This is a genomic window from Thermorudis peleae (assembly GCF_000744775.1).
GTDB classification, from domain to species: Bacteria; Chloroflexota; Chloroflexia; order Thermomicrobiales; family Thermomicrobiaceae; genus Thermorudis; species Thermorudis peleae.
Map to the genome: position 1 here is coordinate 839,371 of NZ_JQMP01000003.1, position 21,593 is coordinate 860,963.

17 protein-coding genes are annotated in these 21,593 nt (G+C 55.8%); 8 read left to right on the forward strand and 9 right to left on the reverse strand.

Features of this window, described 5'->3' with window-relative positions; all coding sequences use genetic code 11:
• Positions 1 to 20: 20 nt before the first annotated feature.
• The 7 genes from N675_RS06870 (at position 21) to N675_RS06900 (ending at position 8,356) form a co-directional block, all read left to right on the forward strand.
• Entirely contained in the window at positions 21 to 500 is a 480-nt protein-coding gene (locus N675_RS06870) for a redoxin domain-containing protein (protein WP_231577958.1), read from the forward strand.
• 232 nt (positions 501 to 732) lie between these two features.
• Positions 733 to 2,343 (forward strand): alpha-amylase family glycosyl hydrolase, encoded by a 1,611-nt coding sequence (locus N675_RS06875; RefSeq protein WP_038038693.1) that lies wholly within the window; start codon positions 733 to 735, stop codon positions 2,341 to 2,343.
• Between the two features lie 225 nt (positions 2,344 to 2,568).
• On the forward strand, positions 2,569 to 4,083 hold the full coding sequence (locus N675_RS06880) for an ABC transporter substrate-binding protein (protein WP_081886913.1): 1,515 nt from the start codon (positions 2,569 to 2,571) through the stop codon (positions 4,081 to 4,083).
• A 58-nt stretch (positions 4,084 to 4,141) separates the two neighbouring features.
• The gene (locus N675_RS06885; RefSeq protein ID WP_081886914.1) at positions 4,142 to 5,077 is read left to right on the forward strand and encodes a carbohydrate ABC transporter permease; all 936 of its coding nucleotides are present in this window, start codon (positions 4,142 to 4,144) and stop codon (positions 5,075 to 5,077) included.
• The gene (locus N675_RS06890; protein WP_038038695.1) at positions 5,074 to 5,925 is read left to right on the forward strand and encodes a carbohydrate ABC transporter permease; all 852 of its coding nucleotides are present in this window, start codon (positions 5,074 to 5,076) and stop codon (positions 5,923 to 5,925) included. Before N675_RS06885 ends, N675_RS06890 begins: the two co-directional genes overlap by 4 nt.
• Before the next feature lie 5 nt (positions 5,926 to 5,930).
• The gene (locus N675_RS06895; protein WP_081886915.1) at positions 5,931 to 6,953 is read left to right on the forward strand and encodes a PfkB family carbohydrate kinase; all 1,023 of its coding nucleotides are present in this window, start codon (positions 5,931 to 5,933) and stop codon (positions 6,951 to 6,953) included.
• Positions 6,950 to 8,356 (forward strand): M28 family peptidase, encoded by a 1,407-nt coding sequence (locus N675_RS06900; RefSeq protein WP_038038696.1) that lies wholly within the window; start codon positions 6,950 to 6,952, stop codon positions 8,354 to 8,356. Before N675_RS06895 ends, N675_RS06900 begins: the two co-directional genes overlap by 4 nt.
• Before the next feature lie 48 nt (positions 8,357 to 8,404).
• Here the strand turns inward: N675_RS06900 and lon are convergent, their stop codons facing one another.
• The 3 genes from lon to N675_RS06915 all read right to left on the reverse strand — a co-directional run bounded on the left by lon (position 8,405) and on the right by N675_RS06915 (position 13,220).
• A complete protein-coding gene (gene lon, locus N675_RS06905) occupies positions 8,405 to 10,846 on the reverse strand; it encodes an endopeptidase La (protein ID WP_081886916.1) in 2,442 nt (813 codons plus the stop codon).
• Between the two features lie 25 nt (positions 10,847 to 10,871).
• The gene (locus tag N675_RS06910; protein WP_156100837.1) at positions 10,872 to 12,173 is read right to left on the reverse strand and encodes an MFS transporter; all 1,302 of its coding nucleotides are present in this window, start codon (positions 12,171 to 12,173) and stop codon (positions 10,872 to 10,874) included.
• An 84-nt stretch (positions 12,174 to 12,257) separates the two neighbouring features.
• The gene (locus N675_RS06915) at positions 12,258 to 13,220 is read right to left on the reverse strand and encodes a pyridoxal-phosphate dependent enzyme (protein ID WP_231577959.1); all 963 of its coding nucleotides are present in this window, start codon (positions 13,218 to 13,220) and stop codon (positions 12,258 to 12,260) included.
• Positions 13,221 to 13,481: 261 nt separating this feature from the next.
• On the opposite strand from N675_RS06915, the gene N675_RS06920 reads away from it, so the two are divergent.
• Complete coding sequence (locus N675_RS06920; protein WP_231577960.1) at positions 13,482 to 15,128, forward strand: amidase; 1,647 nt, start codon at positions 13,482 to 13,484, stop codon at positions 15,126 to 15,128.
• Positions 15,129 to 15,191: 63 nt separating this feature from the next.
• On the opposite strand, the gene N675_RS06925 is transcribed toward N675_RS06920, so the two are convergent.
• From N675_RS06925 to N675_RS06945, 6 genes are all read right to left on the reverse strand, one after another.
• Positions 15,192 to 16,058, reverse strand: a complete 867-nt coding sequence (locus tag N675_RS06925; protein ID WP_038038697.1) for a DODA-type extradiol aromatic ring-opening family dioxygenase — start codon at positions 16,056 to 16,058, stop codon at positions 15,192 to 15,194.
• Positions 16,059 to 16,113: 55 nt separating this feature from the next.
• Complete coding sequence (locus N675_RS06930) at positions 16,114 to 17,469, reverse strand: ABC transporter ATP-binding protein (protein WP_051914387.1); 1,356 nt, start codon at positions 17,467 to 17,469, stop codon at positions 16,114 to 16,116.
• 18 nt (positions 17,470 to 17,487) lie between these two features.
• On the reverse strand, positions 17,488 to 19,248 hold the full coding sequence (locus N675_RS06935; protein WP_231577961.1) for an ABC transporter permease: 1,761 nt from the start codon (positions 19,246 to 19,248) through the stop codon (positions 17,488 to 17,490).
• A gap of 285 nt (positions 19,249 to 19,533) precedes the next feature.
• Positions 19,534 to 19,848 carry a CorA family divalent cation transporter gene (locus N675_RS14735; RefSeq protein ID WP_081886918.1) on the reverse strand — a complete coding sequence of 105 codons (315 nt, stop codon included), beginning with the start codon at positions 19,846 to 19,848 and terminating at the stop codon, positions 19,534 to 19,536.
• Positions 19,743 to 20,504: a CorA family divalent cation transporter gene (locus tag N675_RS06940; RefSeq protein ID WP_051914391.1), complete on the reverse strand. Its 762-nt coding sequence runs from the start codon at positions 20,502 to 20,504 to the stop codon at positions 19,743 to 19,745. The genes N675_RS14735 and N675_RS06940 overlap by 106 nt, the downstream gene beginning before the upstream one ends.
• A gap of 42 nt (positions 20,505 to 20,546) precedes the next feature.
• Positions 20,547 to 21,338, reverse strand: a complete 792-nt coding sequence (locus N675_RS06945) for an enoyl-CoA hydratase (RefSeq protein WP_051914392.1) — start codon at positions 21,336 to 21,338, stop codon at positions 20,547 to 20,549.
• Positions 21,339 to 21,593: the final 255 nt, after the last annotated feature.

Below are 21,593 nucleotides of genomic sequence, written 5' to 3' on the forward strand. Positions count from 1 at the left end.
AGGAAGGAGTGGAGTGACCGATGGGAGTACAAATCGGAGAGCGTGCACCAGACTTTACCTTGCCGAGCACCCTTGGTACCCCCGTCCAACTCTCAGCAGTACTCGGCCAGCATACTGTTGTCCTGGTGTTTTACCATTTTGCCTTTTCTGGTGGCTGAACGAACGAGATGGTCCAGTTTCGGGACCATTACACTGAATTCCGCGAACTCCAGGCCGAAATTTACGGGATTAGCGCTGATAGCCATTTTGCTCAGGCTGCCTGGGGGCGTGAGCTTGGTCTGCCGTTCCCGCAACTGAGCGATTGGGAGAAAACTGTCGCCCGCACCTATGACATGCTCCTTGATGAGCTCATCGGTTACCGCGAGGTACCTGATCGTGGCGTGGTCATCATTGATCCGCAAGGAATTGTGACCTACCGCGAGCGTGTTGCGCAGCCACGGGATTTACCCAATCTGCAAGCCGCGTTGGCACACTTGCGCGCGCGGGCCGGGCAGGCATGAAGCCGAAGGGATCATCCAGGCGGAAGAGCCTTCGACTGCAGGGCTGAGAGGGTTCTACAGACTATTGCGTGGTGAGACGGCAGTATCGGCATAGCGCATTGTTGAGAAGTGTTGACATAACTTCTGCCGGGCCAACTGCGTATGCATTGGAATCTGCATGCATGGGGTGGAAGTAGAGAGAACGGCGGGAAAGCACGAAGCTGCATGACAAGGGGGAAGGAGTATCGACGTCGTGGCAGGGCAAACACGTCCCTGGTGGCAAGGGGCAGTGATCTATCAGATTTACCCACGATCGTTTCAGGATACGAATAGCGACGGAATCGGGGATTTACGCGGAATCCTGCAGCGATTGGACTACTTAGCCTGGCTTGGTGTTGATGCAATTTGGATCTCGCCGTTCTTCCCCTCGCCAATGGCTGACTTCGGCTATGACATCAGCGACTACACTGATGTTGATCCCCGATTTGGGACCCTTCAAGATTTCGACGAGCTTATCGCCGCCGCACAAGCGCGTGGCCTGCGTGTTATCCTCGATCTTGTGCCAAACCATACCTCTGATCAACACCCATGGTTTCAGGCGGCGCGTTCAAGCCGTACGCATCCGCAGCGTGATTGGTATATCTGGTGTGATCCAGCTCCAGATGGCGGACCGCCAAATAACTGGCTCAGCGTGTTTGGCGGGAGTGCATGGGAATGGGATGAAGCAACAGGCCAGTATTACCTCCACACTTTTTTGCGCGAGCAGCCTGACCTTAACTGGCGCAACCCCGCTGTGCGCCAGGCAATGTATGACGTTATCCGCTTTTGGCTTGATCGTGGGGTGGCCGGTTTTCGGCTCGACGCGATTTGGTTTCTCATGAAAGATCCCCTGTTGCGTGACAATCCCCCGAATCCATACTACCGTCCTGACGCGGAATATCCACATCAGCGACTTCTTCCGGTCTACACATCAGATTTGCCGGCAATTCACCCTATTCTCGCTGAACTTCGGGCGGTGGTTGACCAGTATGATGCACGCGTGTTGATCGGAGAAATCTACTTGCCGCCCGGACGCCTGGTTGACTATTTTGGCTGTCCGCATGCCCCAGAGCTGCACTTGCCCTACAACTTTGCGCTCTTGCAACTTCCCTGGGATCCGCGCGAGATTGCAGCAGCGGTTGATACATATGAGGCGCTGGTTCCTGATCATGGTTGGCCCAGTTGGGTGCTGGGAAACCACGACCGGCCTCGACTAGCAAGCCGCGTTGGCGTGGAGCAGGCGCGTGTGGCTGCGATGTTGCTTTTAACGTTACGTGGTACCTCAACTATTTATTATGGAGAAGAGATTGGAATGGTCGATGTCGCCATTCCTGCCGAGCGGTTGCAAGACCCGATTGCGTTTACGCTCGGTCGGCAATTCAGCCGTGATCCAGCGCGCACACCGATGCAGTGGGACGCGACTCCTCATGCTGGGTTTACCACGGGTGAGCCTTGGCTCCCTGTTGCGCCTGACTATCGCGAGCGCAATGTTGCGCAGCAGCGTGCTGACCAGCGATCGCTACTCTCGCTGTACCGGCGCTTGCTCGAACTGCGTCGCGCTGAGCCAGCGCTTGTTATCGGTGAGTATGTGCCACTTACCGTCACAGAACAGGTTCTCGCCTATCGACGGAGCCTTGACAACCGTCATTTCGCAATTGTCTTAAATTTCTCCGGCATGCAACAGACCGTGCAATTCCGTTTTCCTCTCCAGGGGAGCGTCGTCCTTTCAACCGAACTTGACCGCGAGGGAGATGCAATGCGTGCTGGCAAATGCTTCTTGCGACCTCATGAGGGTGTGGTTGTGCAGCTAACATCACTCTCTTGACTCCTGCCAAACTCTTTGCTGATCAGCTCGACTTGGGATCCTTCTTGTTTCTGCATGTATGTTGACAAACCTCAGGACTCAGGTTAGGCTATACGTGGGATTCCGCTATGTTGAGCTTCAAGAGCCAGAACGCAGAGGTAAGGGGGCGTGATACGCGACACATTCGCGTGCGATGTGTCTCCATCGTCTGTGTTTGGTTGTGAGGCACGTGATGGAGGGTGTGGTATGAGTTGGCACAATCGCGTGAGTTTCGAGAGGCAGTTACACCAGCGATTCTCCCGTCGACAAATCCTGAAGGGGATCATTGTTGGCGCAAGTGCTCCAGCGGTCTCCGCGCTCCTGGCGGCATGCGGAGGCGGTGGCGCGACGCCAACACCAACGCAGGCACCGGCTGCGCAGCCGACAGCGACCAAGGCTGCGGCAAGCCCGACGGCTGGTGGCATGACACCGACGAGCGGCATGGCAGGTGCTACGCCGACAGTGATCACAACCGGAACAGCAGTCACCTATACAAAAGACAATCCACCCGCAGTCTTTAACGCTGACCAGGCCAAGAAGTACAGCAACCAGCAAATTACTTACTATGGTGATTCCGTTGGCATTGGTGCGGAACTTGACCAGATCCTTGCCAAGAAGTTCTCTGAGGCGACGGGGATCAAGATCAACGTCGTACCAAAGCCCCAGAGTGCAACTGAAAACTATGCTACGTATCAGCGCTTCTTCTCGGCCAAGTCAGCTGACGTTGATGTCATGATGCTTGATGTGATCTGGCCTGGTGCGTTTGCTCCTCACCTGCTCGATTTGAGCCAGGCCTTCGCTAACGAGATCAAACAGTTCTATCCCACCATCGTCGAGAACAATACGGTGAATGGTAAGCTGACCTGCATTCCCTGGTTTGGTGACTTCGGCATGCTCTATTACCGCAAGGACTTACTGGAGAAATATGGCTTTAGCAAACCTCCAGAAACATGGGATGATCTTGAGCAATACGCAAAGAAGATCATGGATGGAGAGAAGGGCAGTAATGCAAATTTTGTGGGGTTCGTCTTCCAGGGCAATGCCTACGAGGGTTTAACCTGTGATGCCCTTGAATGGCTGGCCTCAAGCGGCGGCGGTACCTTTATCGAGAATGGCAAGGTGACGATCAATAATCCGAATGCTGTTGCGATCCTGAATAAAGTGCGAGGGTGGGTCGGAACCATTGCACCCCGCGGTGTGACGACGTATCAGGAAGAAGATGCGCGGCAAGTGTTCCAGGGCGGCAATGCTGCGTTTATGCGCAACTGGCCCTACGCCTATTCGCTGGCGGGCGGGTCGGACTCGCCGATCAAGGGGAAGTTCGATGTTGCTCCCTTGCCAGCTCAACCTGGGAACAAGCACGTTGGTACCGTCGGTGGGTGGCAACTCGGAGTCTCCGCCTACTCGAAGAATAAGGAGGCTTCTATTGAGTTCGTTCGCTATATGACAAGCCCACAAGTGCAGACCTATCGCGCGGTCGTGGGTAGCTTTGTTCCAACCATTCCGAGCGTCGCGGCTGATCCACAGGTGCTGAAAGCCATGCCGTTCCTGCAGAGTTTGCAAGACGTTGTCCGCGTGACGCGACCATCTCGTGAGACTGGGGAGAAGTATAACCAGGTATCGACCATCATCTTCCAGGGCGTGAATCAGATCTTGAACGGCAGCGATGCTGCCCAAGTCCTGCCGCAAGTGGCCCAGCAACTGCAGCGACTCATCAGCTAAGCCATGCGGTGAGTCGTGGCGGGGCTTCCTCGAACGCTCTGGTTGAGAGGAGGCAGCAATGAGTCAGCGTACCGCCGTGGGGGCCCGACCTGTTCCGTCGTTGCAACGCGGGCGAGGGCTGACCCTTGCTCAGCGCCAAGCTCGCCTCGCGTGGCTCTTTCTTCTGCCGTCTCTGGTAGTCGTCTTGCTCGTTGCATTGGTTCCGCTTGTACAAACGATTATCTACAGCCTGACTGATAAGCGCCTCGGAAGTGTTGAAGCAACGCATATTATTGGCTTGAAAAATTATCGATTTTTGCTCTCTGATGGAGCGTGGTGGCATGCTGTCTGGGTGACGATCGAATTCACAATTATCACGGTCTTCTTCGAATTCCTGCTCGGCTTGCTGATTGCATTAGTTGTCAACTCGCGCTTTCCTGGTCGTGGCCCCATGCGGGCCGCAATGTTGGTTCCATGGGCCATCCCGACCGTCCTCTCATCACAGATGTGGAAATGGATGTATAACGACATTTTTGGTGTGGTTAATGACCTGCTGAAGCGCGTCGGGCTGATCCATCAGAACATTGCGTGGCTTGCCCGGCCCGATACTGCGCTCTTCGCGGTTACCTCTATTGACATCTGGAAGACCACGCCATTTGTTGCCCTGCTCTTACTAGCCGGGTTGCAGGTTATTCCAGACGAACTCTATGAAGCAGCAACGGTTGATGGGGCCAGCAAAGTCCGGCAATTCTTCACCGTCACGTTGCCGCTGTTACGTCCTGCAATTGTCGTTGCCTTAATCTTTCGAACGTTAGATGCATTACGTGTATTCGACGTGTTTTACGTGCTCTTCGGAGCGCGCGCTGATATGACGACAATGGCCGTCTATGCCCAGAACAACATTGTGGCGTTCAGTGACGTCGGCTATGGCTCGGCGATCAGTGTGCTGATCTTCGTGATTATCGGCATTTTCGTGGTGGCGTATGTGACCACGTTGGGAGTCGAGCAATCATGAGTCGGACGTGGCAGTACCGAGTCTCACGCGTGCTCTTCTACCTCTTGCTTCTCGTGATTATCATCTACCTTGTTTTCCCGTTCTACTGGGCAATTCGTTCGTCGATTGTGCCGAACTCTGTTCAGTTCAAGACTCCAGTTGTTTACTGGCCATCGCACCCAACGCTTGAGAACTATCGTCAAGTTTTTGCTAGTGGACAGTTCCGCCGTGCATTGCTCAACTCTGCAATTGTCGCTGGTAGTGTTACACTGCTCTCGCTCGTGATTGGATCAATGGGAGCGTATGCGCTCGGGCGTTTTGTCTTCCGGGGACGCGCTCTCATGCGGTATATCATCTTATCGATGACCATGTTCCCGTCAATCTCAGTGTTGGGTGGGTTATATACCATTATCACGCAATTTGGTCTGTATAACCAGCTGAAGGCTTTGGTCTACAGCTATCTTATCTTTACGCTGCCGTTCACGGTCTGGGTGCTGATGAGCTTCTTCCGGCAGCTGCCAAAAGATTTGGAAGAAGCAGCGTATGTTGATGGCGCTTCACCATTTCAGACGTTCTATCGCATTCTCCTGCCGCTCTCCGCTCCGGGACTCGTTACGACTGGATTACTCGCGTTTATTGCAGCATGGAACGAGTTCCTGTTTGCACTCTCCTTTACCCAGACGCCTGATAAGCGCACAGTGACGCTGGCCATCTTCTACTTCTCGCCGCAAACATCGGGCGGATTTGAAATTCCCTGGGGGCAGATGATGGCCGCAACAGTCGTTGTCACTATCCCGCTCATCGTCTTGACATTGATCTTCCAGCGTCGGATCATAGCAGGGCTAACGGCAGGAGCGGTCAAGGGTTAGCATTTGTGGTTGATGTCGTTACCTGCGGTGAAGCCTTAATTGATTTCGTTGCGCTCCGCCAGGGAACACTGGCGGAGTCATCATTGTTTCGGCGAATGCCCGGGGGTGCACCGGCCAATGTCGCCGTTGGTGTTGCGCGCCTCGGCCGTCGTGCAGCCTTCCTTGGACAAGTAGGCGATGATGAATTCGGGCATTTTCTTGCTCACGTCTTAGCGCAGTCTGGTGTTGATATCAGCGGGTTGCGCTTTACAACAGAGGCGCGAACTGCACTTGCGTTCGTTAGCCTCCGTGAAGACGGAGAACGCGATTTTCTCTTTTATGGGCAACCCAGCGCTGACATGCTATGGCGGTCAGACGATCTTCCGCTTGATCTTATCGCATCGGCACGGATTTTCCATTTTGGCTCAATTTCGCTTATTACTGATCCAGCCCGCTCTGCAACATTGGCCGCAGTAGCGCACGCGCGGGCGAACAATGTGCTGGTTTCCTATGACCCAAACCTGCGGCTCGCGCTCTGGCCGTCTATTGAGGCAGCGCGCAGTGGTATTCGCGCTGGGTGGGCGCTTGCCCATGTCATCAAAGTCAGCGAAGAAGAGCTCGCGTTTTTGGCGCCAGGATTTGACGACGTCGATCAAGCTGTACGCTCACTTTGGCACAGTAGCTTACGGCTCGTCGTTGTCACGCGTGGAGCGGCTGGCTGCCGATATTACACCGATACACATCAAGGAGATGTGCCCGGGTTTCGTGTGCAACGGGTTGTTGACACGACAGGCGCCGGTGATGGCTTCGTGGCTGGGTTGCTTGTCGGCCTCTTAGAGCATGCCGAACCGTGGATGCCAGAGGATATTGAAACCATCATGCGCTTTGCCAATGCTGCTGGCGCGTTGACAACAACAAGGCGTGGAGCGATTCCAGCATTGCCGCGGCGTGCCCGGGTTGAGGCATTCCTTGATCAGCAAAATGGGGCACGCCGCGGCCGGGCAATGCCTAGGAAACGGCTTAAACAGGAGGGAGAGTCTTCATCGTGAGTGATGCTGAGCGACTCCAAGCGATCGATCGGGAGATTGCTGGAGCGATCTGGGTATCAGATGAGCCATGGAAAAATCTTGTTTACCTCTGCGATGTCCTCGGGCATCGTTTTGCTGGCAGTTCGCAGGAACATGCTGCTGCGGAGTTTCTGAAGCAGAAGATGGAGGCCTATGGGCTTGCTCATGTCCAGCTTGAGGAATTTCCGATCGCAACGTGGGAACGTGGTCCTTGTACTTTGATCCTCGTTGAGCCGTTCCAGCGCATGCTCCCAGCGATCGCTATGCCGTACTGCCCTTCAGCAGCGATTGAAGGTGAGGTCGTTGACGTTGGTGAAGGTGAGTTGCCTGATTTTGAACGGTGCCGTGATGTTATCCCGGGGCGGATTGTGTTGACTGATGCAGAAACGAATCGCCCGGGAGAGCGGAAGAGCCATCGCATCGATAAATTTGGGTGGGCGATTGAACGTGGCGCAATTGCGTGTTTGTTCGTTAATCAGAACCCGGGCCAGCTCCATATCACTGGCGGGTTGCGTGGACGCGGACCACGTGGCGTCCGGGCAGATGAGGCTGAGGCGCCCATTCCAGGGTTAGGGCTGAGTTACGAAACCGGGATGCTGTTGCGTCGTCTTGCCAAGCAGGGCACGGTTCGTTTGCGGCTGGAAACGCAGAATCGTACCAGAGACAGTGTATCGTACAACGTCATCGGCGAAATCCCAGGCACCACAAAGGCGGATGAACTGATTCTTGTCGGCGGCCACTATGATGGACACGACATTTCGCAAGGAGCAACTGATGATGCCGCCGGAGCGGTCGTGGGCCTTGAGGTTGGGCGTGTCCTCGCGCCGCTCCGTGGTCAGCTCCAGCGCACAGTGCGCATTCTCTGCTTTGGTGCTGAAGAACTGGGATTATTCGGCTCGTGGTATCACATCGAGCACCATGCGCAGGAGCATATTCGCTTCATGCTCAATTTGGATGGCGCTGGTCGCGGCCTCGGTGGCCAGGAGGAGCTTCGCCTTTCTGGATGGGCAGAATTAGTCCCCTATTTCCAGCAACTTGGACAACAACTCGCCTATCCCTTTGGCGTTCGTGACGATCTCAACGCGCATTCTGACCATTTCCCATTTGCTGTTCACGGTATTCCCAATGGCACACTCGTCAGCCGTGATGCGACCGCTGGAATGATTGGCCGCGGTTGGGGGCATACGGAAGCTGATACGCTCGACAAGCTTTCACTGCGTGGTGTACAACTTGCCGCAATGCTCGCTGCCCGCTTGGTTGTGCGCTTGAGCGAGGACGAGGCGTTCCCCGCTCAGCGCCGTGATCTTGCCGCTGTTCGCCAGCAACTGGCCGATGCGGGTGTCCTTGACGAGCTTCTTGCGAGTGGACGCTTCCCTCAAGCCTAAAGCACTGTATGGTGATGCTGGGGCACACAGTAATCGTGTGCCCCAGCATCACTCCTGGACTTCCACAGGGATATCGTCTTCCAGCGACTGCGGCGGAATCAGTGGTGTTTCTACCTTGCCCGCGAGTTCTGTATCCGCTAGGACGTCGTGTGGCTGCATGGGTAAGAGGGCGAGTGCGATCACTTCATCCATTGTTCGAACCCAATGGAACGTTAAAGTATGGACGACCGAGGCAGGAAGACGTGGGAGCTCGCGTGCATTCTCGGCAGGAGCCACAATGTGGCGAATGCCTGCACGCTGGGCAGCAAGCACTTTTTCCCGCAGCCCTCCAATTGGCAAAATCCTGCCGCGCAGCGTAATTTCTCCAGTCAACGCCATATCGGCACGCACGGGACGTTCAGTGAAGGCCGAGATCATGGCAATTGCCATGGTAATGCCGGCTGAAGGGCCGTCCTTTGGCTGCGCTCCTTCTGGGAGGTGGATATGAATATCACTCTGCTCAAAGCGTTCAGGTGGAATCGCAAGGCTAGTGGCTCGTGATCGAATAAAACTTAACGCTGCACGAGCAGATTCTTGCATCACCTCGCCAGCTTGCCCTGTGACCTGCAGCCGTCCTTTCCCAGGCATAACGGCTACTTCAACCGGGAGAAGTACCCCCCCGACTGCTGTCGTGCCAAGCCCGAGAGCGACGCCAATCTGTGGTTCACGGTCAAACTGCGCCGGGTCGTAGCGCGGCGGCCCCAGATAGGCAAATAAGCGGCGCTTGGTCAGGCGTACTCGTGTCTGCCCTTGTTGGACTGTTTCCCGTGCCACTTTGCGACAGAGCGCGGCTAATTGCCGGTCAAGTTCTCGGACACCAGCCTCGTAGGTGTAGCCGCGAATGAGGATCGGCCAAAGCGGTTCCGGGAATTCAATGGCATCAGAAGACAGTCCATGGGCGGCAAGTTGGCGTGGTAGCAAATGGCGACGGCCAATCTCGCGTTTCTCTTCTTCGGTGTAGCCTTCGATCTCGATCACTTCAAGGCGGTCGCGAAGCGCACGTGGCACAGTTGCCAGGGTGTTGGCTGTAGCAATAAAGAGAACACGCGAGAGGTCATAGGGGACATCAAGGTAATGGTCGGTAAAGTGCTGGTTCTGCTCGGGATCAAGGACTTCGAGTAATGCTGCTGCCGGGTCGCCACGGTAATCAGACGCCAGCTTGTCAATCTCGTCGAGCACGATAACCGGGTTGATGGTTCCCGCGCGTCGCATCGCTGTGATGATTCGTCCGGGATAGGCCCCGATGTACGTCCGGCGATGACCTCGAATTTCTGCTTCATCACGGACCCCGCCGAGGCTGACGCGGGCAAACGCGCGACCAAGCGCCTGGGCGATTGATCGACCCAGACTCGTCTTGCCAACACCTGGTGGTCCGACAAAGCAGAGAACTGTTGCCTGCGTGGGCGGTCGACCGGCGGTCAACTTGCGAACAGCAAGAAATTCGAGAATGCGTTCCTTCACATGCTCGAGCCCATAGTGCTCGCGCTCAAGTACGGCTTGGGCGTGCTCCAGATCGAGATTGTCAGTGGTTTCTTCATTCCATGGCAATGCCAGGAGTGTTTCGATGTAGGTGCGCACAATGGCGCCTTCAGATGAAGCGTTTGGCATATGCTCAAGGCGGTCAACTTCACGGAGGAGGCGTTCAGCAACGTCATTGGGCAGCGATCGCTCTTGGATGCGTTGACGGAGTGTGTCAGCTTCACTCTCGGTGCTGCCAGAGAGTTCGTGGTAGATGACCTTCAGTTGTTCGCGGAGATAGAACTCCCGTTGACTCCGGTCGATTTGTTCTCGAACGCGGTCTTTAATGCGTTGCTCAAGCTCGCTGATTTCGACTTCGCCGGCAAGAAGGATCGCAAGTTGTTCAATTCGTGCAAGTGGATCGAGTAATTCAAGGAGGCGTTGCCGCGTTGGCATATCGCGGACGATGTGCGAGGCGAGCATGTCCGTGAGGACATGTAAATCCTCAGCGTTTTCGAGGATTGACAGCATATCGTCGCTGAGGTGTCCTCCTGCAGCACGATACCGGTCAAGCAGTGTGCGGAGGTATCGTAGCTGTGCTGCAGCTTCGCGAGGCGGCGGTTGGGGCTCGGCTAATGGCTCAGCACGTGCGAGGAGATAGCCATGTTGGGTATCAAGATGGAGCAAGTGAACGCGTTGCTGGCCTTCGAGTCGAACTTCGTAACCACCACTCGTTCGTGGTTCCTGCGCGAGGATACGCACGAGGGTTCCAACCTCAAAGATGTCATCAGGTCCAGGATCATCGCAGTCAGCGTCACGTAATCCAACGACGATGAGATGGCCGTCGTAGGAAGCTGCGGCTTCAAGGGCCTGAATTGATCGTGGCTTACCAACAAGCAAGGTCACAATTGTATGTGGGAAGATGACAGCTTGACGCAGCGGGAGCACTGGGTAACGCGCGGCATAGAGTTCGTACCGGCTATTGACCGGCATGCTACGCTGCCTCCTTACACCTTGCTCAGCGACCCGTCTCGCGCTTTCGGGTCGTCGACGGCAGGGGAGATTGTGCCAGCCTGCTTGCTCCATGACAAGCGGGCAATGGTTCGGCTGGAGGTGTGCTGCGTGATTGAGCCCAGCGCGTTTCCTGGACGAAGAAGCCCAGTGTGCTCGCAGCGAAGAGACCAAGGAAGGCAGTTGCCCCAGAAGTCAAGGTAATCCCGATAAGGTCGGCGATCAAACCAACGGCAAGGGGTGAAAGGGCTTGCCCGCTATCACCGATTAACCGCCAGATGCCGAGGAACTCTCCTGTCCGGCCTTCGGGTGCGAGATCAGCACCAAGGGTCATCATTGTGCCGGAGCCAATGCCGTTACCAAAGCCGATCAGAAGGCCAGCTGCACAGAGGGTCCAGTAGCTGGTGGTGAAGGGGATAAGCCCCATGCCAAGGCCGAGGAGCAGGAATGACGGGATTGCAGCCGCTTTCCTTCCCCAACGGTCCATGATCATGCCGGCTGGGATAAAAAGTGACATGTCGAGGAAGGAGGATGCGCTAATAATGACGCCGACCTGAGCGGCATCGAGGCCGAGAATATCTCTCCCATAGAGTGGGATAACGATGTAGCGTGCTTGGCGGATCATCTGGGCAAAAATCTGTGCAGTGCCAGCGGTGAGCAACTCGCGCCAGCGCAGCTGGATGATTTCGCTAATCACTGCCAACGATAAGCGATGAGCTCCAGGAGCCGGACGCAGGTTGGGCAGTTCGGGCACGGCAATTGCAAAGCCAGTCGCCCCGAGAGCAAGTATGCCGGCAACAAGAATAGCTGTGCCGAGGCCAAAGTCGCGGCCGACGAACCCACCAACGGCTGGACCAACGAACCATCCCAGCCGATTAATCCCGCCAAATACCGAGATAACCCGCCCACGGGACTCGACTGGAACTGCCTGCGCAATATAGGCATGCCGTGACAGTCCCCAGAAGGCAGTGCCGATACCTGCAAGAAGACGATCGATGATTAACTCTGGTGCACTCTGGGCAAAGGCCAGCGCAATTGTCCCGGCGGCAAAGAGTCCGCATCCAATGACCATGGCGCGGCGATGACCAATCCTTGGCAAAAGAAGTCCAACAGGGACGTCCATGAGCAGTGTGCCGATCCAAGCTGCCGAGACTGCCAACCCTGCGAGGCTGTAACTTGCGCTGAAATGCCGAGCATAAAGCGGTAGGATCGGCACCATTGCTCCTTGCCCAAAGGCGAGCAGGGCGGTCGGAAGATAGACAGCTGCAAGGAGGTGTCGATTGAACGACCGAGATGCCTGCTGTTGCACTGCCCCTGTACACCCTTTCCGGACGCCCGCTGGGCGCGCTGGTATCCTAGCGCGCTCACGGCCGGATGCCAACACGACGAAGACTTACTGCGCTTCAGTCAAGAGCGTTTGGACAATATCCGGAGCTTTGAGACCACTTCCGGTCAGGACAATAACAATTGGGCCGTCCGGCAAAGGGATGCCACGCGCAACTACTTGACAAAACGCTGCAGCACCGAGCGCTGCTGTCGGCTCAACAAAGAGTCCCTGGCGCCAGAGCAGACGCAGTGCAGCAACAAGTGATGCTTCGGTTACTGCTTCAGCCCAGCCGTGGCTAGCTCGTAAGATCGTAAGCAACTGCTGACCGCGCGGTGGATTGCCGATTCGGGCGCCTTCTGCGAGGGTTGGGCCGGGAGATACTGGGGTAACCTCTTGCGCGTTCGCTACCAGTGCCTGGACGAGTGGCGCGCAGGCGGCTGGCTGAGCTGCAACGAGGTAAGGTGGCACTACACCGAGGTCTTCCGCAGCGCGCCAGGCCCCGGCAAGGAGACTCCCACCTCCAACCGGCAGAAAACATATCGCTGGCATGCGTCTCCCAAGCTGTTCCCACGTTTCAAGGAGCCACGTCTTGGTGCCTTCGACGAACAAGGGATGCCAGTTATGGCTCGCGTACAATGTGCCAGGTTCTTCGGCGGCATGTTGCGCGGCCGTGGCGGCAGCTTCGCGTGATCCTTCGACAAGCGTGATCATGGCTCCATAGGCACGCGTCTGGGCAAGTTTTGCCGACGATGTTGATGCTGGCGCGAAGATGTGACATGTCATGCCGGCAGCAGCGCAGTACGCGGCAAACGCTGCGGCAGCATTACCCGACGAATCGACAATCAGCGTCTCAACACCAAGATGTTTCGCAAGGCTTACCACGACACTTGCGCCCCGGTCCTTGAATGAACCGGTTGGCTGCAAGAAATCGAGTTTGAACCAGACAGGATGACCAGCAAGTTCGCCAGCGACAAGTGGCGTTTGCCCTTCACCCAAGGAAATAGCATTGACAGCGGGTACAGGCAACACCGAAGCATAACGCCATAAGGTGCCCTCGCCAGGGCTGGAGACGACTGATACGGGCGTTGAAGTTGGATGTGTAAGTCCCCATGCTGCACCACAGGTAGGACAGCACCATGCACGCGTTGTGAGCTGCTCAGTGGTTTCGCAACGGCTGCAGTGATACTGCCACGGCTGCATGGTTGATCCCTTCTTGACGGCTACAGCTGAGCGGCCGTACTCTACCCCCATCATAGCTGGTGGCTGCAACAAAGCAGGAAGGGGACAAGAATGTCAGAGCAACTGCTGCCGTACTCTCGTATGACAAGGCGAACGCTCATCAAGGGAGCATTCGCGAGTACAATCGCTACCCAGCTTGCCCTATGGCGCGGATTCGGAGTTGGAGCCAACGCGAAGCCCCGTGAAGTGACCCTAGCAAATTTGGAAGAGGCCACCGTTGCCGATCTCCGAGCTGCATTAGACCAAGGCAAGGTTTCGGCCTATGGCCTGACCCAGGTGTATCTTGCACGGATTGCTGAGCTGAATCCGCTCCTCAACGCGGTAATCGAAGTCAACCCCGATGCCGAAGCAATAGCTGCAGCGCTTGACAAGGAATTGCGCGAGAAAGGGCCGCGGAGTCCGCTCCATGGCATTCCTGTCTTACTGAAAGACAACCTGGATACGGCGGATAAGCTCTCGACGACAGCTGGTTCCCTCGCACTGGTTGGCGCAAAGCCACCAGCTGACTCGACTGTCGCAGCACGGCTCCGGGCTGCAGGCGCAGTCATCCTCGGTAAGGCTAACATGAGTGAGTGGGCAAACTTCCGGAGCATCCGTTCCTCGAGTGGTTGGAGTGCCCGTGGTGGCCAGGGGCGTAATCCGTATGCACTTGACCGCAATCCCTGTGGCTCGAGTTCGGGTTCGGCCCAAGCGGTTTCAGCGAACCTGGCAGCGATCTCGATTGGCACCGAAACAGATGGATCAATCGTTTGCCCATCGTCAATCTGCGGGGTCGTCGGTCTCAAGCCAACCGTTGGGCTTGTTAGCCGCAATGGTGTCATCCCGATTGCTCATAGTCAGGATACTGTCGGGCCGATTTGTCGCACCGTTGCTGACGCTGCTGCCGTGCTCAGCATTATCGCTGGGCCGGATCCGCAAGATCCTGCGACTGCGGCAAGTGCGGGACATGCGCCGCAGGACTATACCCGATATCTTGATCCCCAAGGACTCAAAGGTGCTCGTATTGGTGTGGCGCGGCAGACGTTCTTTGGCTATAGCCCAGCAGCTGACGCCGTCATTGAAGAAGCGATTCAAGTTATGCGTGACCTTGGAGCTGAAATCATTGACCCAGCTGATATTCCTACCGCGCAGCAGATTGCTACGAGTGATGCAGAGCTCACTGTGCTCCTCTATGAGTTCAAACATGATATCGCTGCCTATCTTGCGCGCTTAGGGCCCGATTTCCCCATGAAAACGCTTGAAGATCTCATCCGCTTTAATGAAGAACATGCTGACCAGGAGTTAAAGTGGTTTGGGCAAGAGTTGTTCCTCATGGCTCAGGAAAAGGGACCACTGACCGACCCAGCTTATCAGCAGGCTCTGGCTGAGGAGCGACGCCTTGGGGGGCGGGATGGTATCGATGCGGTCATGGACAAGTACCGGCTTGATGCTCTCGTGGCGCCCACTGGGAGCCCGGCTTGGACCATTGACTTGATCAATGGTGACCATTTCTTAGGAGCAAGTTCGTCTCCAGCTGCAATCGCGGGGTATCCGTTGATTACAGTTCCGGCTGGCTATGCCTTTGGGTTGCCAGTGGGGTTAACCTTTATGGGACGCGCCTTTAGCGAACCGACACTCATTCGACTGGCCTATGCGTTCGAGCAAGCGACACGCGTACGCAAGCCGCCACAGCTCTTACCGACAATACCAATGGACTAATGGCTCGTACCAGCCAGTTGGCCGGGGAGTTCTAACCCCGGCCAGCTGGCGTTTCCCTACCTGTCACCGGAGTTCGAAAGGCGCCACAATCATCCCATAGTATCGTGGTGCTTCATAGCTCAGCACGGTGCCGTGCATTGGAACTCGTCGCATAACGCCAGCAAGCATGAGTGTTTGCCATAATCCGTCAATGGCGGCATTGGCTACTTCCTCATCAGAAAGGTCAAGCAAGCGTTCCAGGTCATTTGCCTGTAAGGCTTCAACCACAGCCTGGTCGACACGCGCTGCATCGGGATGGAAGCCGTAGGGGCCATCTGCGCGATGGGTATGTGCCCAATCGCACGAAGCGATGAAGGCCACTCGTCGCCCGTCGGCCTCAACAGCTTCAGCCACCGCTTCACCAAAGGTGATCATTGCTGTACGCGGTAACGCGCGTGAGGGAGTCACAATCACAACTGGTGGCCCTGGATCATGCTCTGGCGTTGGGGCAAGCACATTCCCGTAACCAGGCATATCTTGGCCATAGCCAAGAAACCAAAGCGGTGTTATGACCCCCCAGTCAAGAGGAATGACGCTCTGATCACGGCGATTGCCTGCAAAACCAGCAAGAGCGATCGGTACACCCGCGGCAGTCGCGCGCTGCGCGATCCGGTCGGTTAACTGGCCATCGACGGGCACGTTCATCTCGATCTTGCGATCATGCCACCACAAAGTGCCAGCGCCGCGAGCCGTATTAGCAAGGCAGATATGCCCTTCCACACGGACACCGTGCGGTGTTGCAACGACAAGCACATCAGGATGTGACGCAGCGCAGCGACGCCCAAGCTCTTCCATCGCTGCACGTGTGTGCAGCGCACCTTCCGCATCGTCGCTCAGTGCTGGAATAATTGGGAACCCATGCGGTGCCACAGCCCCAAAAACGATTGGCATCGCAAACCTCCTTCCCTGTTCCCACCAGGCAGTATCAGGCAGCCGGCATGCAGCGTCAATGTGTCGCCTCGGCGTCACCGTTTTGTTCAAGGTAGAGAATGCCTGCGTGGTCATCGTATGCAAAGAGCTCAGCGTATCGCCCCCAGTCGATTGCCGTATCGAGTTGCCGTCGTGCCTCAACAGGACTGAAGGTCTCTTCGAGCCGCTGAATGAAGGGTTCCTCGGCAAGCCGATGCCGTGGTAAGCTGCGCAGCGCCGTCACAATCTCACGAATCAATTCGATGCGGTCGAGTGCTTGACGGCGGAAAATCGCTTTCTTCTCAAGGACGTCCGCTTCAGCAAAGGCTGAGCCGACTGGTGTGAGCGTAACGTCACCCTCAAGTACTTCGACGAAATCGAGCAGGTCAGCTGCTTCAACAAGTGGCAACAACTCGTCGACCTCAAGCTGTAACTCACGCGCGAGTTCGTAGAGATCTTCCCGCCCACCAAGAGCGGCCAGACGTTCAATAAAGCCAGTCAATTCTCCAATGCTCACATGAGGGAGCATCTGATAGGTGGGAACTTCGGCAGTCTGCAGCACGCGAGCCTGTGGGAGCAATGCGGTAATATCCTCGTGCGGATTCGTCATAATGCGGTAAATGGTGTCGACAAGTTGTGCATGCGCTTCTCCCTTGGCGAGACGCTCAGCAACGGGAAGACCCGGGAGTTCGACCCGAATTCTCCCCGGGTTTGCGCTAAAGATTAGTAACCGATCGGCCATACTGACCGCCTCATCGATGTTGTGGGTGACCATCAGGATTGCCTGCGTGGGGATCTTTCGAGCAAGCCAGAGGTCAAGCAGTTCATGGCGAAGGTTTTCTGCAACGAGGACATCCAGCGCTGAAAATGGTTCGTCCATAAAGAGGATCTCTGGTTCTCCGACAAGCGCACGGGCAAACCCGACCCGCTGCTTCATCCCTCCAGAAAGCTCACGCGGATACGCGTGCTCGAATCCATCAAGCCCGATAAGATCGATAATCGCCAATGCACGTGCTCGTCGCTCAGCTTCCGGTAAATGTTTGTGGAGGAGCCCAAGCTCGACGTTTTGGAGGACCGTCAGCCATGGGTAGAGAGCGAACGACTGGAAAACCATTGCCACGTTCGGATTCACACCTTGCAGGGGTTGGCCATGGAGGAGCACGCGCCCGCTGGACGGCGGGATGAGGCCTGCGAGGATACGCAGCAACGTTGACTTTCCTGACCCGGATGGGCCAAGCAGAGCAACAAATTCTCCAGCTCGTAAGTCGAGCGTAATACGGTCAAGCACAAGAATACGGTTGCCATCCTGCCCGTAGTACTTCGTCACGTCCTGTGCTCGTAACAGAACAGGGGCCTCGTTGGTCGGACGGCGAACTGGCACGGTCTGTACCATCGTGCTTCTCCTTTCTGGTTAATCCAGTCGGAAGCGTGTTGCTGCCAGGCGGTAGAGCCTGCGCCAAAATGCACGATTCAGCAGGACGACAACGACTGCCATGGTGAGTGTTGCAGCGAAGAGTTCGGGGTAGTTCCCTGCATTCGCGCTCGCAGCAATCAGTGCGCCGAGCCCTGATGTCTGATAGACCTGGTCCTGAAAAGTGACATACTCAGCGACGATTGTGGCGTTCCACGCACCACCAGCTGCCGTAATCAGTCCAGTAATGAGGAAAGGGAAAATAGCCGGCAGAATCAGAATGCGCCAGCGGTGCCAGCCAGTCAGGTGATAAATTGCTGCGGCCTCTTTCAAATCATTCGGAATGGCCATGGCACCGGCAATGACGTTGAAGAGCACGTACCACTGCGTGCCGAGCAACATCAATGCGATAGCAGCGACGTCAAGACCTCCAGGGAGATGGAGCAAGAGCAGGAGTAAGGCTGGAAAGAGGGCGGTTGCGGGAATTGAGGCAACCATTTGGACGATTGGCTGAATCTTTGGGGCCCATCGTGGACTTAATCCAACGGCAACGCCCACTGGAACAGTCCAGATGACTGCAATCAGCAGAGAAGCAGCAACGCGCAGGAATGAGAGCCCAGCATCCTGTGCAATCGTTGCCCACGCTGTTACTGGAAGCGCAATCAAGAGGTGGCCTGCTGCACGCACTCCCCAGCCGATGAGGAGTAGTATACCGAGACCGGCGAAGGTAGCGAATGTCCATCGCCATACTGTGCCTGGCGGTGAAATAGCATCGCTTGAAGCTGGAGATGGCTCGCCGGCAAAGATCCGGTTCATGAGCCGGTCAAGAGAGCGAGCAGTTGGGGCAACGAGGTGGTCACGTGCCCACGTGAGAAGAAGCGAGCGCTGCAGAATTTCAAGCACCCATGATGATGGCGTGACTAAGCCGGTCGTTTGTTCAACCTTGAAGCGGTCGGCCCATGCTAACAGGGGGCGCCAGAGAAACTGGTCGAGGAGGACAATCACAATAATGAGTGCGAGCAAGCCGAGTCCAAGTGCATGGAGGTCACCTCGGTCAGCTGCAACCTTGAGATAGGCACCCAGGCCAGGAAGCAGGAAACTTTGCTGCCCAAGAGTGAATTGCTCCGATGCCATAAGAAAGAACCAGCCACCAGCCCAGCTCATCATTGAATTCCACAGCAGGGGAATGAGGCCGAATGGAAGCTCAAGCCGTGTGAAGCGCTCCCATGGCGTTAGTCGGAAAAGCCGAGCGACTTCACGGAAATCTTGCGGAATCGTGATCAGTGATTGATAAAAGCTAAAGGCAAGATTCCATGCTTGACTCGTGAAAATCAACACAATTGCTGCAAGTTCCGTTCCTAAACTGCGGTGTGGGAAGAGCGTCACGAGAGCAAGCACGACGCCAGGCATAAACGAGAGAATGGGAATGCTCTGCAAGATGTCGAGTAATGGTACGAGTACTCGCTCGGTTGCTTTACTCGCCACAGCGATCCGTGCATAGAGCAGGCTAAACGAGAGCGCAAGTACATAGGCAAGGGCCATGCGCGAGAGCGAAAAGAGTGCATACTGCGGCAGTACCCAGGGGGAGAGACTGATTGCTGTTGTCGGCGTGAGCGGAGCCGTCCATCGCTCGGCGATCCGGATGATCCCGTAGATGCCAAGAACCAGCATGATGGCGAGCAACAGATCGATCCACCATGCTGAGCGGACGTGGCGAAGTGGCTGGCGATGGACGATAAAGGGCCAGACACGCGAAATCACGCGGCACCTCCTTATCACGAAGCTCCCTTGGAGTACATGCCGCCCCTACCAGTGAGGGGCGGTGTGCCGCGTGATGATCGAGGGAAATGTGCTAGGTCAGCTCACCAGCCCCACCGGTAGGAACGGCTGACGTCGCGGACTTGGGCCGTCGTCGTGCATTGCTTCCGTTCCTCCGAGGTCCCTGCACTGGCTGGAGCGCACCAATGATGCGCGCCAGCGGTTGGAGTGTACGCCGAGGTGTGCAGAGGGCGCAAGGGGATAAAACAGAGAACGCTTGCCTGGTTTTCAGAGCCAACGGATGTGGCGGAAAAGTGCAAACAACCCAATGACAAGAACAGCCATGCCGGCAAGGACCGCGTAGTATCCCCACCAAAGGTTAAGCTCCGGCATGTTCTTGAAGTTCATCCCATAAATGCCGGCGATGAGCGCTAGTGTCATCAAGATGATGCTCCAGGCTGTGAGCGTGCGCATTACCTGGTTCAGCTGGTTTGAGGTCACCGAAAGATGGGCTTCCAGCATGCCCGCCAGCAGATCTCGATAGGTATCAACCGTGTCAAGAATGCGCAGGACATGGTCATAGAGATCTTGAAAGTACAACATCGCGTCGTCACCAAAAGGTTGTCATCGAAGCGCAGGAATGCATTGAGTGCGTCACGCTCCGGGGCAAGAATTCGCCGCAAGGTAAGAAGGGTTTTGCGGAGACGAAAGAGATCACTGAGGACAGCATTATTTGCACTTGCAATAATGGCTTCTTCGATTTCTTCCGCTTGCTCAGCTAACTGGTCAAGAAGAGTAAAGTATTGATCAAAAAATGTGTCAAGAATGGTATACAGCAGCAGGGCAAGATGGGAAAGGTGCGGGTTCATCTCTGCCTGCTGCTGCCATCGCTCGGCGATGGAGGCAAGTTCAGGACAGGGAGCGCGATGAATCGTCACGAGATAATTTTTGCCGATAAAGAAATTAATTTCTTGATACTGTAGAGGAGGCCCTCCTGCTAGGCGTACTGCGTAAAAGACGAAGAAGAAATAGTGATCGTATCGATCGAGTTTCGGCCGCTGATGAGCCTTCTGTACATCTTCAAGAGCAAGGGGATGGAAGCCGAACTCACGCTGGAGAAGAGCAATGTCATGCTCAGTGGGTTGCTCAATATCGAGCCAGAGCAATCCTTCATCCCGCGCAATGATCTGATCAATTTCATCAACACTTGGTAAGCGCCGTGTCCCTTTTTCAAGGAGTACCGCAATGTGCGCTGGCATTACTGTCCCGTTCAACGCTTTATGCCATACTGCGTCGGTTGACTATGCTCCTGTCCATTGTGGTGTACGCTTCTGCAAGAAAGCACACATCCCTTCTTGTGCATCAGCGGCGAGTGCGTTCAGTGCCATAACCTCTTGGGCATAGGCGTAGGCTTGTGCTTGGGTCATCTCGAGCTGATGATAGAAGGCCTGCTTCCCAATGCCAACAACCAACGGACTGGCTTGCCGGATCTTCTGTGCCAATGCCCAGGTTTCCTCTGCGAGGCGCTCGGCTGGCACAACACGGTTAACAAGCCCAAATTGGTACGCTTCTTGTGCTGAGATGGGTTCACCCGTGAGCAACATTTCAAGCATCTTCTTGCGCGGTAGGTTGCGGCTGATTGCTACCATCGGTGTCGAGCAGAACAGTCCAATCTTGACCCCTGGTGTGGCGAACTTGGCATCTTCTGCTGCGACGACAAGGTCGCAGGTTGCCGCGAGCTGGCATCCTGCCGCGGTCGCCACTCCATGCACTTGTGCAATAACTGGCTGCGGGATTGATTGAATTGTTTCCATTAATGTCGTGCAGACGGTAAAAATCCGGCGATAGGTCGGGACATCGCCACCGATCATCTCATTCAGGTCGTGGCCAGAGCAAAAAACTGGCCCATTGCCGCGGAGGATCACAACCGCAAGAGAAGAATCTTGCCCAATCTCCTTGAAGCAGTCGGTGAGCTCTTGCATGTGCTCGAGCGAGAGAGCATTGCGCTTCTCCGGCCGATTCATTGCGACAATTGCAATGCCATCTTGGCTATCAAAGAGAATATTGGTATAGTGCTTTGTTGCGATCGCCATCGTGTGCCTCCCCTGTGCGGTCTGCCTTGCTTCGCCTTTAACGATACGCTCTACAAGAAAACAGCACAATGTCTGACTAGCGAAGAAAGACGTGGCGCTTTCTCTGCCCCGTCTTTCTCGTTTGCCAGCATGCTCGCTGATCGAGTATAGCGATGTCGCGATGCTCTCCAGCGAAGTCTGCTGTTATTCGGTGAGGGGCGTGGTGCCTGTCTAGACACGATGTTGGGATACTCCGCAAGACCTTTCCTCAGCACG

Excerpts from the sequence above, each read along its gene's own strand:
- N675_RS06880 (WP_081886913.1), top strand. The coding sequence starts at position 2,569 with ATGAGTTGGCACAATCGCGTGAGTTTCGAGAGGCAGTTACACCAGCGA.
- N675_RS06885 (WP_081886914.1), top strand. The coding sequence starts at position 4,142 with ATGAGTCAGCGTACCGCCGTGGGGGCCCGACCTGTTCCGTCGTTGCAA.
- N675_RS06890 (WP_038038695.1), top strand. The coding sequence starts at position 5,074 with ATGAGTCGGACGTGGCAGTACCGAGTCTCACGCGTGCTCTTCTACCTC.
- lon (WP_081886916.1), bottom strand. The coding sequence starts at position 10,846 with ATGCCGGTCAATAGCCGGTACGAACTCTATGCCGCGCGTTACCCAGTG.
- N675_RS06920 (WP_231577960.1), top strand. The coding sequence starts at position 13,482 with ATGTCAGAGCAACTGCTGCCGTACTCTCGTATGACAAGGCGAACGCTC.
- N675_RS06925 (WP_038038697.1), bottom strand. The coding sequence starts at position 16,058 with ATGCCAATCGTTTTTGGGGCTGTGGCACCGCATGGGTTCCCAATTATT.
- N675_RS06930 (WP_051914387.1), bottom strand. The coding sequence starts at position 17,469 with ATGGTACAGACCGTGCCAGTTCGCCGTCCGACCAACGAGGCCCCTGTT.
- N675_RS14735 (WP_081886918.1), bottom strand. The coding sequence starts at position 19,848 with ATGTTGTACTTTCAAGATCTCTATGACCATGTCCTGCGCATTCTTGAC.
- N675_RS06940 (WP_051914391.1), bottom strand. The coding sequence starts at position 20,504 with ATGCCAGCGCACATTGCGGTACTCCTTGAAAAAGGGACACGGCGCTTA.
- N675_RS06945 (WP_051914392.1), bottom strand. The coding sequence starts at position 21,338 with ATGGCGATCGCAACAAAGCACTATACCAATATTCTCTTTGATAGCCAA.